At 70.1% G+C, this 13675-nt stretch carries 14 protein-coding genes and 2 tRNA genes; 5 read left to right on the plus strand and 11 right to left on the minus strand.

Annotated features, from left to right (window positions below):
* Positions 1-9 precede the first annotated feature (9 nt).
* The 4 genes from G6O68_RS08090 to G6O68_RS08105 form a co-directional block, all read right to left on the minus strand.
* The gene (locus G6O68_RS08090; protein WP_165246483.1) at positions 10-633 is read right to left on the minus strand and encodes an ATP-dependent Clp protease proteolytic subunit; all 624 of its coding nucleotides are present in this window, start codon (positions 631-633) and stop codon (positions 10-12) included.
* 100 nt (positions 634-733) lie between these two features.
* Positions 734-1453 carry a ClpP family protease gene (locus tag G6O68_RS08095; RefSeq protein WP_165246484.1) on the minus strand — a complete coding sequence of 240 codons (720 nt, stop codon included), beginning with the start codon at positions 1451-1453 and terminating at the stop codon, positions 734-736.
* 118 nt (positions 1454-1571) lie between these two features.
* Entirely contained in the window at positions 1572-3062 is a 1491-nt protein-coding gene (gene tig, locus G6O68_RS08100) for a trigger factor (RefSeq protein ID WP_165246485.1), read from the minus strand.
* Between the two features lie 104 nt (positions 3063-3166).
* A tRNA-Gly gene (locus G6O68_RS08105) sits at positions 3167-3238 on the minus strand.
* A gap of 286 nt (positions 3239-3524) precedes the next feature.
* On the opposite strand from G6O68_RS08105, the gene G6O68_RS08110 reads away from it, so the two are divergent.
* Both G6O68_RS08110 and G6O68_RS08115 read left to right on the plus strand, forming a co-directional pair.
* Positions 3525-4139: an FHA domain-containing protein gene (locus G6O68_RS08110; RefSeq protein WP_165246486.1), complete on the plus strand. Its 615-nt coding sequence runs from the start codon at positions 3525-3527 to the stop codon at positions 4137-4139.
* Positions 4140-4367: 228 nt separating this feature from the next.
* Positions 4368-5180: a helix-turn-helix domain-containing protein gene (locus tag G6O68_RS08115; protein WP_165246487.1), complete on the plus strand. Its 813-nt coding sequence runs from the start codon at positions 4368-4370 to the stop codon at positions 5178-5180.
* A 25-nt stretch (positions 5181-5205) separates the two neighbouring features.
* Here the strand turns inward: G6O68_RS08115 and G6O68_RS08120 are convergent, their stop codons facing one another.
* Positions 5206-5583 carry a P-II family nitrogen regulator gene (locus G6O68_RS08120; RefSeq protein ID WP_165246488.1) on the minus strand — a complete coding sequence of 126 codons (378 nt, stop codon included), beginning with the start codon at positions 5581-5583 and terminating at the stop codon, positions 5206-5208.
* A 180-nt stretch (positions 5584-5763) separates the two neighbouring features.
* On the opposite strand from G6O68_RS08120, the gene G6O68_RS08125 reads away from it, so the two are divergent.
* Positions 5764-6519, plus strand: a complete 756-nt coding sequence (locus G6O68_RS08125; RefSeq protein ID WP_165246489.1) for a hypothetical protein — start codon at positions 5764-5766, stop codon at positions 6517-6519.
* A gap of 502 nt (positions 6520-7021) precedes the next feature.
* Here the strand turns inward: G6O68_RS08125 and csrA are convergent.
* Positions 7022-7231, minus strand: a complete 210-nt coding sequence (gene csrA, locus G6O68_RS08130) for a carbon storage regulator CsrA (RefSeq protein ID WP_165246490.1) — start codon at positions 7229-7231, stop codon at positions 7022-7024.
* 266 nt (positions 7232-7497) lie between these two features.
* Between csrA and G6O68_RS08135 the strand changes: the two genes are divergently transcribed.
* Both G6O68_RS08135 and G6O68_RS08140 read left to right on the plus strand, forming a co-directional pair.
* On the plus strand, positions 7498-9033 hold the full coding sequence (locus tag G6O68_RS08135) for a DUF1570 domain-containing protein (RefSeq protein WP_165246491.1): 1536 nt from the start codon (positions 7498-7500) through the stop codon (positions 9031-9033).
* A 57-nt stretch (positions 9034-9090) separates the two neighbouring features.
* Positions 9091-9165: transfer RNA gene (locus tag G6O68_RS08140), tRNA-Pro, on the plus strand.
* Here the strand turns inward: G6O68_RS08140 and G6O68_RS08145 are convergent.
* The 5 genes from G6O68_RS08145 to G6O68_RS08165 all read right to left on the minus strand — a co-directional run bounded on the left by G6O68_RS08145 (position 9147) and on the right by G6O68_RS08165 (position 13443).
* Positions 9147-11114, minus strand: a complete 1968-nt coding sequence (locus G6O68_RS08145; RefSeq protein WP_165246492.1) for a recombinase family protein — start codon at positions 11112-11114, stop codon at positions 9147-9149. The genes G6O68_RS08140 and G6O68_RS08145 overlap by 19 nt on opposite strands.
* On the minus strand, positions 11107-11643 hold the full coding sequence (locus G6O68_RS08150; RefSeq protein ID WP_165246493.1) for a hypothetical protein: 537 nt from the start codon (positions 11641-11643) through the stop codon (positions 11107-11109). The genes G6O68_RS08145 and G6O68_RS08150 overlap by 8 nt, the downstream gene beginning before the upstream one ends.
* Before the next feature lie 85 nt (positions 11644-11728).
* Complete coding sequence (locus G6O68_RS08155) at positions 11729-11947, minus strand: hypothetical protein (RefSeq protein ID WP_165246494.1); 219 nt, start codon at positions 11945-11947, stop codon at positions 11729-11731.
* Positions 11948-11997: 50 nt separating this feature from the next.
* Complete coding sequence (locus tag G6O68_RS08160) at positions 11998-12249, minus strand: hypothetical protein (protein WP_165246495.1); 252 nt, start codon at positions 12247-12249, stop codon at positions 11998-12000.
* Between the two features lie 852 nt (positions 12250-13101).
* A complete protein-coding gene (locus G6O68_RS08165) occupies positions 13102-13443 on the minus strand; it encodes a hypothetical protein (RefSeq protein ID WP_165246496.1) in 342 nt (113 codons plus the stop codon).
* Positions 13444-13675: the final 232 nt, after the last annotated feature.

The raw sequence follows: 13675 nt of genomic DNA on the forward strand, positions 1-13675 counted from the left end.
GGGCGCCGCTCAGATCTTGTCCGGGTTCTCCGCCGGGGCGGGGAAGGCGGTCGGGGCGCGGTCGACGACGTGGTCGATCAGGCCGTAGTCCTTGGCCTCCTCGGGCGACATGAAGCGGTCCCGGTCGGTGTCCTCCTGGAGGCGTTCCAGGCTCTGGCCGGTGTGCTTGCGGTAGATGTCGTTGAGGGCCTTTTTCATGCGGATGAACTCCTCCGCATGGATCAGGATGTCGGACGCGGTCCCTTCCATGCCGGCGAGCGGCTGGTGGATCATGATCCGGCTGTTGGGCAGGGCGTAGCGCTTGCCCTTGGCGCCGGCGGTCATGAGCAGCGAGCCCATGCTGGCGCACTGGCCCATGCAGTAGGTGGCGACGTCGCAGGGGACCCACTGCATCGTGTCGTAGATCGCCATGCCGGCGGTCACGCTGCCGCCGGGGCTGTTGATGTACAGGTGGATGTCGGCCTTGGCGTCCTGGTGGGCGAGGACGAGCATCTGGGCGACCGCCAGGTTGGCGACGTTGTCGTCGATGGCGGTGCCCAGGATGATGATGCGGTCCTGCAGCAGGCGGGAATAGATATCCATCGCCCGCTCTTCGCGACCGCTACGTTCGATGACGATGGGAACCAGTGGCATCGGAGATGAGCCTCTCTATCAGTCGGGATGCGAGCCGGCCTAGCGTTCCGCAGCGGTGTCGGGTCGAGATCGAGGAGATCGTCGTGACGCGCCCCTCGGCTCAGTAGGAGCCGGGGGACGCCGAGGGGGCGGAGCCGGGGCCGGGTCCAGGGCCGGGGCCGCCGGGACCAGGGCCCGCGCCGGGTCCCCCCGCGCCGAGGCCGTCGACCCCCTTCAACCCGGCGATCCGCCCGACGACCTCGTCGACAAGGCCGTACTCCTTGGCCTGGGGGGCCGAGAGGTAGCGGTCGCGTTCGGTGTCCTTGGCGATCCGCTCGATCGGCTGGCCGGTGTGGCGGGCGAGGATCTCGTTGATGACCTGGCGACTCTTGATGATCTCTTCGGCCTGGATCTCGATGTCCGAGATCTGGCCCCCCACCTGGCCGTACGGCTGGTGGATCATGATCTTCGAGTGGGGGAGCGAGAACCGCCGCCCCTTGCTGCCGCCGGCCAGGAGCACCGCGGCACCCGAGGCGGCCAGGCCGATGCAGTAGGTGGCGATCTGGCACTCGATGAACTGCATCGTGTCGTAGATCGCCAGCGTGCTGCTGACGCTGCCGCCGGGGCTGTTGATGTAGAAGCTGATGCCCTGGGTCCGGTTCTCGTACTGGAGGTACAGGAACTTCATGACGGCGTTGTTGGCCACGCCGTCGTCGATCACGCCTTCCAGGAAGACGATCCGGTTCTCCAGGAGGAGGTCGCCGAGGGTCATCTGCCTCTGGCGCGCATAGTCGCGGTAGCGCTGAAGCTTCGGCTCCGCGAGCGGGTGGTCGAAGGGCATGAGACGATCCCTTTCGCTGTCGGCTGCTACGAGGTCGTGGGCGGTCGGAGGGGGATCGGTCGCGCCGTCCCCGTGTTATTGGAGACGGCGGCGGCCGGAAATCAAGGGGGGCCGGGCCTCATTCCGAGGCGTCGGCCGCTCCGGCCTCGCCGGCTTCGGCTTCGGGGGTGGCGGCCTCGTCGAGGGTCTCGACGGCGACCTCGGGCTCGTCGGCGGCGACGTCCTCGTACTCGACGGCCTTGAGGATGTGGTCGAGGGCCCGGCGTTCCAGGATCTGGGTGGCCAGCGCGTCGGCCAGTCCTTCCTTCTCGACCCGGGCGCGGACGCGACGGACGCTCTCGCCGGAGCGTTCGGCCATGGCTTCGACTTCCAGCTCCAGGTCCTCCTCCTCGACCTTGATCGCCTCGGCCTCGGCGACCTTGGCGAGGATGAAGAACTCCTTGAGCGAGCGGAGGGTCATCTCGTGGGCGTTGGCCCGGATCTCGGCCTGGCGGGCCCGGATGTCCTCGGGCGAGAAGCCTTCCTCGCGGAGCTCCATCACCAGGCGGGAGATGGTGCTCTTCTCCTGGCGGGAGACCAGGTCGGCCGGCAGCTCGAACGGGGTGGCGTCGATCAGGGCGTCGAGCACCTGGCGGCGGACCGCCTGGCGCTGCTGGGCCTCGATCCGCCGGGCCAGCGCGTCGCGGACCGCCTCGCGCAGCTCCTCGACGCTTTCGAAGCCGATCGTCTGGAGGAACGAGGCGTCGACCTCGGGGAGGCGGACCTGCTTCAGGTCGTGGACGAGGGCCTTGACCTTGACGGCCTTGCCTCGCAGCGAGGGGTCGGCGACCGAGGTGCCCAGCTCGGCCTGCGCCTCGCGGGTCTCTTCCGGCTTGACGCCGGCGAGGGCCTTGCCGATCTCCGGCACGCGGCCGTCCTGGAACCGCAACTCGGGCTGGAGCCGGAACTGGACCTCCTTGACCTCGTTGATGACGGTGTCGTCGTCGCGGAGGAAGGTGAGGTCGGCCGTCAGGTAGTCGCCGATCTCGGCGCCCCCTTCGAGCTTGGGGACGATCTGGGCGTAGCGCTCCAGGAACCGCTCGTACTGGCCGTCGACGTCCTTCTCGGTCACCGTCCGCACCGGACGCTTGACCTTCAGGCCCTGATAGCTCGGGACGGCGAAATCGGGCCGGACTTCGACTTCCATGTCAAAGGCCATGGGGCCTTCTTCGGGGAGTTCGATGGCGGCCACGTCCAGCTTGGGCTGGGTGATCGGGTTGAGCTCGTAGTCGCGATCGATCTGCTCGAGCGTCTCCATGAGGAGCGACGACTTGACCTGATCGGCGACCTGCTTCTTGAACCGCTTGACGACGAGCGTCTTGGGGGCGCGGCCGGGGCGGAAGCCGGGGACCTGGGCTTCCTTCTGCATAGCGCCGAGCGATTCCTCATACTGGCGATCGATTTCCGCCCGAGGGATCGTAACCGTGATATGCTTCTTGCAGGCCCCGGCGTCTTTGATCTGGACGTCGAGGTCGAGCTTCCGCTTCTCCGGCTCGGCTTGGGTCGCCTCGTCTCCGGAATCCTCGACGGCGGCCGACGTATTGAGCTCGTTCTCTTCGCCAGGTGTCATGAGAGGCGTTTCCTCGGGTCACGTCGGGCTGGGCGGCTTAACTCGCCAACACGCACCCGACGCGCTCGAGCGAAAACGGCCAACCCAGATGGCTATTCAAGAAGAGCGGGAGATGGGATTTGAACCCACGACAACCACGTTGGCAACGTGGTGCTCTACCCCTGAGCTACTCCCGCGAATCGAGGCCGGAAGGCCGCGCCGGTCGACGATGGGGTGGGCCGTGTGAGCCCTTCTCGTCGAGCGGTAGACCTAGTATAGAGACCTCGTCGGGGATTGCAAGCGGTCTGTCCGAAAACCCGGGAAAGTGACCCCGAGCGAGGCTTGGCGGAGGCCGGGCTTTCTATTTGCGTGCCGCCCGGCCAGATTGTACTTTTAAGGGGACGCGGTGCCCCCGGTCGTCTCTTCAGGTCGCGTTCGCGATCCCCAACCCGCGGTTCCGCCAGCAGCCGAGATCGATTCGCGATGAATTACACACTTCAGGTGGTCAAGGGGCGGAGCGACGTCGGCGCCCTCAGGTTGATCGACGGGGTCAACAGCGTGGGGCGTCACGACGACTGCGTGATCCGCATCCGCTCGTCGCAGGTCAGCCGGCGTCATTGCGAGATCTTCGAGGCCGACGACCACCTGATGGTGCGCGACCTGGGGAGTTCCAACGGCACCTACGTCAACGGCAAGAGGGTGCTCGGCCAGCAGCCGCTGAAGCTCGGCGACGTGATCGGCATAGGCGGAGTCTCGCTCCGCGTCGACCCCGCGGGGGGCCCGGGCGCCGGCGCCGTCGAGCCGGGCAGCGACACCGCCGAGCTGGAGGCGGTCGCCGACGCCGTGGAGGTCGACGAGGCCGACGACTTCGAGGTCGGCGTCGAGGTCGAGGAGGAAGACGGCTTCGACCTGAACCTGGACGAATTCCCGGACGCCATCCCCCTCGACGACGAGCCGAAGCCCGAGCCCGCCAAGCCCAAGAAGTCCGCCAAGAAGCCGGCCCAGCCGGCGGCCGCCGCCGAGGCCGAGGAGCCCGTCAAGGAGGACGACGCCGTGGCCCAGTTCCTCATGGACCTCAAGCTCGACGAGGACGACTGAGGCCCCGGCCCCGCCTCGCCCGTCCGTCCCGAGCGACCTCGCGGACCGTCGCCGCAGGGCGACGCCGCCTTCGTCTTTGTTGAACTTTGGCATCGTCCGGTTGCAGCGATTGCATTTCCGGTGTGCATGCTATAAAAAGCCCTAGGACGGGGCCCGCTCCCAGCCCGGAGCGTTGCGATTAGTTGGTTTCGATAACCTCTCGTCGATTTTAATCAGGATGGTACTTCCATGGCTCGGCGAAAAACCCTCCCGGAGTCGTTACGCGCCAAGATGGAGCTGGCCGAGCGTCTCACCCACCTGCGGCTGGAATTGTTCGGCGATCGCGGCGGCCCCGAGATGGCGCGGCGGCTCGGGATCCCCGTGCGCACCTGGTACAACTATGAGGGCGGGGTGACGGTCCCGGCCGAGGTCGTGCTCAAGATCATCGAGCTGACGTCGGTGGAGCCCGCCTGGCTCTTGCACGGCAAGGGCCCCAAGTTCCGCGCCGTCGCGCGGCCGGATCGCGGCGACGGCCAGGCCCAGCCGACGATGATGGTCGGCGCCCTACTGCGGACGGCGTTGCAGCTCCTGGAAGGTGACGCGTCGCCGGAGCTGGGCACCGCGACCGCGCGGTTCCTGGAGTCGGAGCGTTCCTTGGCCCCCGCCGACCCGTCGCCCAAGTCCGCGGCCCCGCCGGCGGCCCGGGGCGAGCACGACGCACTCCGCGCCGATCGGGGCCGGGGCGAGCGCGAGTGGCTCGCGGCTCGCCGCGAGGGCCGCTGCCTGCCGGTGGCCGACGACGCGATGGCGCCGGTGCTCGTCCGGGGGGCGTCGGTGGCCTACGCGGGGGCCGAGGAGCCGCCCACCGCCCTCGACGGCCGGATGGTCGTGGCCTGGGTGGACGGGACCCCGATCGTCCGCTGGTTCCAGGACCAGGGCGACCACGGCCTGCTCCGCGCCGAGGACGTCAAGAAGCGCCCCGTCCGCATCCCCCTGGGGCTCCAAGGCGAGCCCGAGGCCGCCCGGCTCCGTCGCGTCCTCTGGATCGAGGCCGCCCGCTGATACGCGCCCGACGTCGGTCGTCGGTTCACCAGCTCAGATACTCGTGATGGCAGGGCAGGATCAGGATCTTGCCGTCGCCGATCCTCCCCGTTCGGGCCTGGCCGACGATGGCCCGGACCGCCGCCGCGACGTGCGGTTCCTCGACGAACACGGTCAGCTCGACCTTGGGGAGGAACGACGTGTTGTACTCGCTCCCCAGATACTGATTCAGCCGGTTCTTCTGGCGGCCGTAGCCCATCGCTTCGCGCACGGCCCCGCCGAGGATCTCGACCGACTCCAGCGCGGCCAGCACGGCCTGCGCCCGGAACGGCTTGACCAGGGCGATGATCTGGACCGGCCGGCCCTGCTTCACGGGCTCGTCGGGGGGGGCGGGCAGGGGCGTCGGGTCGTCGGTCTCGGCCATGGGTCCGCCTCGTCGTCAAACCCGGCCGCCGGCTGGCGTCGGTCCTCCCGGGGGGCTATGATCGAGACTACCATGAACGAGACCACTCGGGAACGCGCCGGCCCCCCCGCTCGGAAGGGAAAGGGCCTCGGGACGCGCCGGGGGGCGTCGGCGGGTCAGGCGAGAGGGGCCAATCCTTTGATGAAACGCGCAGGGGCGATGCTGGCCGGCTTCGGGCTGCTCATGGCGGTCGGTTGCGGGATGAAGAACTACGACTACCGCATCGAGCAGACGCTCGACCGGATCAAGTACGAGCGGCGGCTCGACGAGAACCTCAACCCCCCGGTGGGCAAGGGGAAGCTTGAGGAGCTGGGGATCTACATCCGCCCGCCGAAGAACCTCACCGGGCCCACTCAGACCTTCCAGTTCGCCGCGTTGGAGCCCGGTCGGTTCGACCTGGAGAACACCTTCCTGGAGCCCGAGCGACAGAGCCTGCACGTCCTCGCCCTCGTCGAGCGGCCCAAGGCGGCGGCCAAGAAGGGCGCGCCGCCGCAGCCCGAGGCGGCCACCCCCCGCCTCGACCCGAATCAATTCAATCAAGAGGTCGTCGAACTGGTCCGCAACGCCACCGGCGCCGAGGTGGATCTCAGCCAGTTCAAGCAGGAGTCCAAGCAGGTCAAGGGGAAGCGGCAGGACAACTCGTTCCTGGCGAAGACCGTCGCCATGGAGGCCAAGGAGTTGCAGGTCTACCTGTACGGCTCGAAGGCCTCGCCCTACAAAGTGGCGCTGATCTTCGAATACCCGACCTCCGAGAAGAACGCCGTAGCCCCCAAGATCGGCCTCTGCCTGGAAACCTTCGCCGTGGGCGACATCGCCCGGCAGGCGTTCAGCGGCGGCGACGGCGAGGAATCGGCCGAGGGCGGCGAGGCCGCCGGCGAGCCCGGCCCCCCCATCTGATCGCGTCCGAGAGCTTCGCTATCCCTCGGATCTATCAAGCCGGTCGCAGCCGATCTCCTCGGCCCGGCCGGCTTTATGCTTCGGTGCACGCCCGATCCCAATCCCGGGAGGTCCCGCAGCTTTCCGCCGAAGGGGACGTGAGGAAGAGCGATCGACGAGGCCGAGCGCCGCGACCCTCGCGAGGCGGCCGGCCGTCCGAGGGGACCCCGATCGCGGTCGTTCGAGGTCGGAAGGCGTGGAGGGGGCCCGGCTTCGCGACGAAAGGCGGGGTAGGCGTCGCTCGGCTCGAACGGCGGGCGTGGCGGCTCTCAGGCCAGCCCGCCGAATGCGGTGCGGGCTTGTCACGGCCGTCCGGATTCGTCCGCGTCCGAGGTCCGGCAAGGTGCCGGCCGCTTCGGAAACGCCAGGAACATCGCCTGGTGGGGACGTGGGTGGGCCCCAGCCCGCTGGCCCCGATCTCTCGCCCTGCCGACGGGTCCGACCGTCTCAGGAGGCCGAAATGTCAGGAGGCCGAAATGACGAACTGCTGGAGGCGATTCGCGTCGACGGCCTCATCCGGGCCGTCCTCAAGAAGTTCGCCCCGGAGGATCCGTACGTCCTGAGGGGCCTCGATCCCGATACGGACCTGATTGCCCTCGACGCGGACCACGGTGATCCGGATGTCCGAACCGATCATCACCGACTGCATCGCTTTGCGGCTGAGCACCAGCATCTTGACCTCCTTGTCGTGGACCAATCGCCCTGAAGTCGGACTTGGCTCGCGTCCCGTTTGCATCAGCTCCGTCACCCGATACGACGAAGTTCGGCCCTGGGAGACGACACCATTTTTACAAACCGGCGGATTTCCGCGCCGGTCATGCCGATCTCTACGAGACACCGCCCGACTTGGTTCGCGATGACCGCCGCGCGAAGTCCGGTTCTCATGGAGCGGCGGAGAGGCCGGAACCCGTCACCATCTCGCTCCCGGGGGACGTCGCCATGGATCGGAAAAGCCGCTTGCTCAGCGAGTTCAGGGCGATCATCTGGCCGCGTCCCGCCCGCCTGACGCGTGTCGCCCTCGCGGTCATGCTGGTGACGCCCGCCGTCCTCCGCGCCGACCTGATCTACTTCCGGAACGGCGGCCGCATCCAGGCCCCGGCCGTCTCGGAAGGCTCCGGCGTCGCGATCGAACTCGCCGACGTGAGTTACGTCTTCCAGGCCGAGGATCTGGAGAAACGCGTCCCCGGCTTCATCCCGGCCGAGGAGTGGGACGCCCGTCGCAAGCTCGTCCACGGGAAGCCTCCCGCCGATCGGTTCGCCGAGGCCTGGTGGGCCCTGGAGAACGGGCTGGTGGGCGAGGCCGTCGAGGAACTGGAGCGAATCCATGAGGTCGATCCGGGCCACCAGCCGACCCGTCGCATGGTCGAGGTCCTGGAGGCACTCAAAGCCCCCTGCGACGACCCCGATTTCGTGGACTTCCAGAAGGCGCTCGGCGTGGCGACGCGAGTCGAGCGCGGGCCGCATGTGCTGCTTCTCCACCAGCATCCCGAGGCCGAGGCGGCCGGGCGAGTCGCCTTCCTGGAGCGGGTGACGACCGGCTATCACCTGCTGTTCGCCGGCTCGGGGGTCTCGATCCGGACGCCCCGGCGTCGTCTGGTCTTCGCCTGGTTCTCGAACCGCGCCGATTACCAAGCTTTCCTGAAGGCCCAGGACGCCGCCGCGTTCGCTTCCACGCGAGGTTACTACCATCCGACCTGGAACGCCGTGGTCGCGTACGACGCCCGCGGCGGCGATCTCCAGCGCCAGGATCGGTCCGACCTCGCCCGCCGCCGCGACGAGCTGCAAGCGTTCCGGACGACCCTGGATCGGCTTCCCGCGAACGGCCGATTCCGCGTGGGCCTCGCGGGCGAGCGCCCTCGAGTGCTCGGGAAGGCCGAAGGCCGGGCCCTGGTCGATCGGCTCGACCGCGACGTGCGCCGGTCGGAGCTGCTGCTGGAAGCCGAACGCCTGGCCTACGACGACGGCATGGCCGCCCACGAGATGATCCATCTGCTCGCCGCCGACAGCGGCCTCCGGCCCCGCCACGACTCCTTCCCGGTCTGGCTGCAAGAGGGCCTGGCGATGCAGTTCGAGGTCGTCCGCGGCGGAACCTGGGCCGGCATCGGACGCCCGCACGACATAAGGCTGGGCGACTGGCGGAGGATGCAGCCCCCGCCCCCCCTCGATCCGCTGATCCGCGACCGGGGCTTCGGCCAGGGTTACCGTCGCGACCCCTACGCCCAGGCCTGGGCCCTGGTCTACTTCCTGAGAGCCCGTCATGGTGAGTCGTTCGTCAGGTTTCTCGACCTGCTGCGCGCCCCGATGGATCCTTCCGACGCCCCGCCGAGCCATTCCGAACTTTTCATCCGGGCCTTCGGCGACGACCTCGTCGGCCTGGAACGCGAATGGCACGCGTTCCTCGACGAGACGCGATCCCCCCTCGAAGCCCACGCCCCGCACCCCCCGACGGCTTCGGAATTGAAGTCTCGCGAGTGATGCGGTTGACAGACGCCGTGCGTACGGTATTATGCTTCTCACGCGACACGCAGATAACGGGGCGTAGCTCAGCTTGGCTAGAGCGCACGGTTCGGGTCCGTGAGGCCGGAGGTTCAAATCCTCTCGCCCCGATTGATCTTTCCTGACAAGTCTCCATTCGGGGTGTCAGGGTTCAAATCCGACGACATGGCGGCGACGCTCGGCAGCTGGCCGGCCGTCGCCGCCTTCGCGTTAAGGGCTCGGCGGCCGGTCGGGCCCTCGTAGAGACGAACCGGCGGGGATGTCGCGCCGAACGTCACCACCCCGCCCGCCACGCGGTTGATCGTCCGCTTCTTCGGCCGCACTTCCCGAAACTTCAGGAACAGCCGGGCGTTCAGCCGCCGAAACAGCTCGCCGACCGCGCCCAGGTGCTCCGGGTCGGCGGCCAGCCCCTCCAATTCGTCGAGGGTTCTCAACGCCGCCCCCACCTCGGTGTCGACGTCCGTCGCAGGGCCGGCGGCCCGCTCGGCCTCGCGCAATTCGCCCTCCAACGCCTGCTCCTCCCGCCGCAGCTGCTCGAAGACGTTCGAGACCGCCCGGTACTGGGCCTCGTCCTCGGCCAACGCCAGGTTCCGCGCCGCCCGCTCCTTCCGGCCGAGGACCTCGACGAGCGCCGACCGCTTCGCCTCGACCCCCCGGCCGTCGGAGGTGTCGCCCAGATCGCGTACGGCGATCGCCCGGACCTTCTCCTCCAGCTTCGACCGGAACGACGGCTTCAGGACGCGTTGCCGGATGCAGCCGAGCAGGAACCGCGTCGCGGCCGGGCCGGCGACGAGGTTGTGCCGGCACTCGGCCCCGTGGCTCTGCTGGTACAGCCCGCAGAGGTAGCGGAAGCTGCCGTTGTACGGCTGGCGGTACAGCGGCCAGCCGCAGCCCATGTCGAAGACGCGGCCGCCCAGTGGGTTGCGGTCCGGGTCCCACGACCGCGGCTTGCCCCTCTGGGTGCCGGCCCGCTCGTCCAGCGTCCGCAGCAGTCGCGCATGGCGTTCGGGGTCGACCAGGGGATCGAATCGCGCCGGTGCCTCCAGACGGGCCGAATCCGGGTTGGCGACGACCTTGGGCTTGCCGTCGGGCCTCAGGTCGGCGTCGACCAGCACGCGGGGCCCTTCGGCCGAGTATCTGAGCTGGTCGCCCATCGAGCGGCGGCCGTAGGAGACGACCGCCCGCAGCAGCGGGTTGCGGGCGATGTTCGTGATCGTGGGCTGGCTCCAGGCCCCGCTGGTCGCGTGCCGGACCCCCAGGTCGGTCCGCATCCGGCCGGCGTCCGGCGTCGGGACGCCCTCGGCGGTCAGCCTCGCGGCCACCCGCGAGGCGGGCGTCGTCTCCAGCATGGCGAGTATTCGGCGTACGACGGCCAGCTCGCGCTCCGGCCCCGGCAGCCAGACGACGTGGTGGCCGGCCATCCTCACGTGCTCGCCCTCGACCAGCTCCCGCACCGGCTCGCCGTCGTCCTTCGCCAGCCAGCGGCGGAATCCATAGGGTGCCCGACCGCCGACGGAGAACCCGGCCTTGGCCAGGGCCGTCTGCGCGTAGACCATCTTCTGGGCCAGCTCGCGGCGGAACTCGCCGGCGTAGTTGTAGTCGAGCATGGCGACGATCAGCTCGCCGACGTCGCGGCGGCGGCCGCGCTCCAGGGGCGCACAGACGCGGTCGTCGAAGACGAGAGTCAGGCCCCCCTCGCGCAGGAGGTTCTCCAGCTTCAGGGCGTCGATCGGGTCGTCCGGTCGTGCGAAGCGGTCTCGGCGGGGGATCAGCACGTGGGAGACGCCGGGGTCGGCCAGGGCGGTCCGCATCAGCGCGTCGAGGCCGGCCCGCGAGAGCTTGTTGCCGGTGACGCCGTAGTCGAGGAACAGGTCGCCGTCTCGGGCGCGTCCCGAGCGGATCATCGCCTCGATCCGCTCGGGCGTGCCGTCGAAGGCGACGCCGAGCCGGGCGGCCGTCCTCCGCCCCCAGAGGACGTATTCGCCCGGGGTGGTCTCGTGCTTGCCGCCGGAGTCGCGGGTGTAGAACAGGGCGCGGCCGGCGGCGGGTCGCTTACTCATCGGGGCTCTCCGTCAGGCCGTCCGGGCGGCCACGCCCGGAACGTCGGCTCGCCCAGAGCAACTGAGCGAGGGCTTCCAGCATAACGTCGTCGTCCGGGTCGTCGAGGACGACGTCGGCGCCCAGTTCGCTGCGCCCCCTCCAGGCGAACCGCTCGGCGAACAGGGCGACGACCCGTCGGGACAGCTCGTCGATGCTGCGAGCCTCGGCGGCCCCCAAGGACTCGAGCGCCTCGGTCAGGGCCCTCTCCGCCGAGGGCAGGCCGGCCTGGAGGTGGACGTCCAGGCCGCTGCGCTCCCACTGCCAGAGCCGCAGCGCGGCCCCCAGCGCGAGCAGCGACGCCGCCGGCAGGCGGACTGGTCTCGCAGGGGCGGGCGCGATCCCGATCGCACGCAGGAACGCGGCGACGCGATCAGCGTCCCGACCGGCCTCGGCGGCCGTCGCGTCCCGCAGATCGGCGGGCGCGGACGCCTCGACTGCATTGCGGCCGGGAGGTCCCGCAGCTTCGTCCTCGGGGCGGTTCGGCGGCATTCCAAAGTTCCTCGCGTTGTCGATGTTCGTCCTCGCGTCGAACGGTCGACGCGACGCCTGGCTTTGGCCCTTCGGATCGCCGACCTTAGACGTCGTAGGCGGCGACCACGTCGTCGTCGAGCGTGGCAATTCGGCGGTCGAGGTCGTCCTCCGGCGAGACGTAGGCGACGACGCGCCGAACAGTGCAACGGGGCAATCTCACGCCGGCGTTCTTTCGACGCCCGGGGAGTTTCTCGGCGTCGGCCGCCGCGATCGACGCGAGGACGTAGCCGGCCGGATCGAAGCGGTCGAATTGCGTATCCATGGCGGGATTCCTCGGGTTGCCTGGCGATTATCGTTAATCGACGTCGACGATCAGGCGTTGACGCTCTGGACCGCCTTGGGGAGGTTCTCTCGGCGGCGGCGACGCTGCACCACGGCCGGAGGCGGCGGGGACGACGGGGTCGGCGAGGGCGCGGACTTCGGGGCGGCCGGAGTGATCGGGGGGTAGACGCCGGCGTCGTCGACCGTTGCGAGTTCTTCGGCGACCGGTCGTTCCAGGACCACGGCGACCGCGGCCTCGGAGCGGTCGAGTTCCTGGGCGACCAGGGCGGCGCTCGCGCCCACGTGGCGGCCCTCGACGAATTCCAGGGCGGCCTGGCGGACTTCGAGGGAGATCGCGGCGCGGCCCGGCGAGTGGACCGGGGCGACGTGGGGCGAGGTCGACTGGTGGGCTGGGAGGACGGCGACGGGGGCCGTCTACGGGACGCCGACGCGGGAGGAGTGGAAGAATGCGAGGAAGTCCGGCAGGCCCCGCCGGATCGTCCTGCTGCCGGGGGTCCTCCGACCTCTCCGTCGCCTTCACGACCGGCTCCGCCCCGGGCACGGCGAGCGGATCTTCCGGTCGGCGCGGGGGGAAACGTGGGACCCCTCGCTGCTGGCACAGGCGACGGCGCACGCTCGAAGGACGGCGGCCGCGGCCGGGTTCGGCCTGGGCGCGCTCGACGGCGAGGGCGAGGGGCGGGCCGGGGGCAACGTGTGGAGGCACGTCGCGGCGTCCCGTCTGGTGACGTCCGGCGTCGACCTGCCGACCGTCGGCGAGCTGCCGGGGACCTCCCCGGCGATGATCGCGAGGACCTACGGGCACCTCTGCGACGACCACGTCGTCGCCGCGGCGGCGGCCCTCGGGTCGGCGGGGCCGGTCACCACCGGCCGCGGCGGTTCGGGAACGCGGGGCGGCCTCGACGGCCCGCCGCTCCCGCGACTCCTCCCAGGCCTCGACCGCCTCGACCCGGAACCGGACCGTCGGCCAGGAGACGTAATTGCCGGGCGGCTTGAGGTCGATCCGGGGCACGCCGCAGCCCAGCACGGTCGCGCGGACCCGCCGCTCGTCCACGCCCCGGCGCTCGGCCAGGTCGCGGATCGCCAAGAGCCGGGCTTTCGCGGCCGAGCCTCCCCCGGCGTCGCGTCCGACGGTCGTCATCGTCCCCTCCCGCCGTCGATCGGGCCGTACTCCGCCAGCCAGGCCTCGACCGCGGCCTCCGGGGTCGTCGCGACGGTCGCGACCGTCACGACGGCGGTCTCTCGGGTCGGCAGGAATTCGATCAGCTCCGCGTAGGCCTCCGGGCCGAGGGCCTCGGCGACCGTCGCGGCGGTCACGAGGGGTCCGACCCGGTCCTTGACGACCAGGCGGTATCCGCCCGGCTCGACGGCCTCGCCGGCGGCCAGGATGGCGGCCCGCGTCGCCCTGGCCCGTTTCTCGGCCGCGGCGACGGCGGCGCGGTTGGCCTTGTGGCGTCTGAGCAGTTCTTGGTCGATCACGATGGCTCCTCCTGCGAATCGGGGCGTCGTAGGGCCCGAGGGCCGATGGGGATCGGGACGGGTCTCGGGGACGACGTCAGGCCGGCTTCTTCGGCCGGCGGGGGCGGGCCGGCGTCGGCCCGACCCGGAGGCGGGAGGACGACCGGTCGGGCGGCTTCGCGAGGATCGCGTCGGCGGCGGCCTCGAAACCGCCCAGGCGATCGGACACGGGGGAAGCCGCGTCTTCCGGATC

Source organism: Paludisphaera soli, assembly GCF_011064595.1.
Classification (GTDB): domain Bacteria; phylum Planctomycetota; class Planctomycetia; order Isosphaerales; family Isosphaeraceae; genus Paludisphaera; species Paludisphaera soli.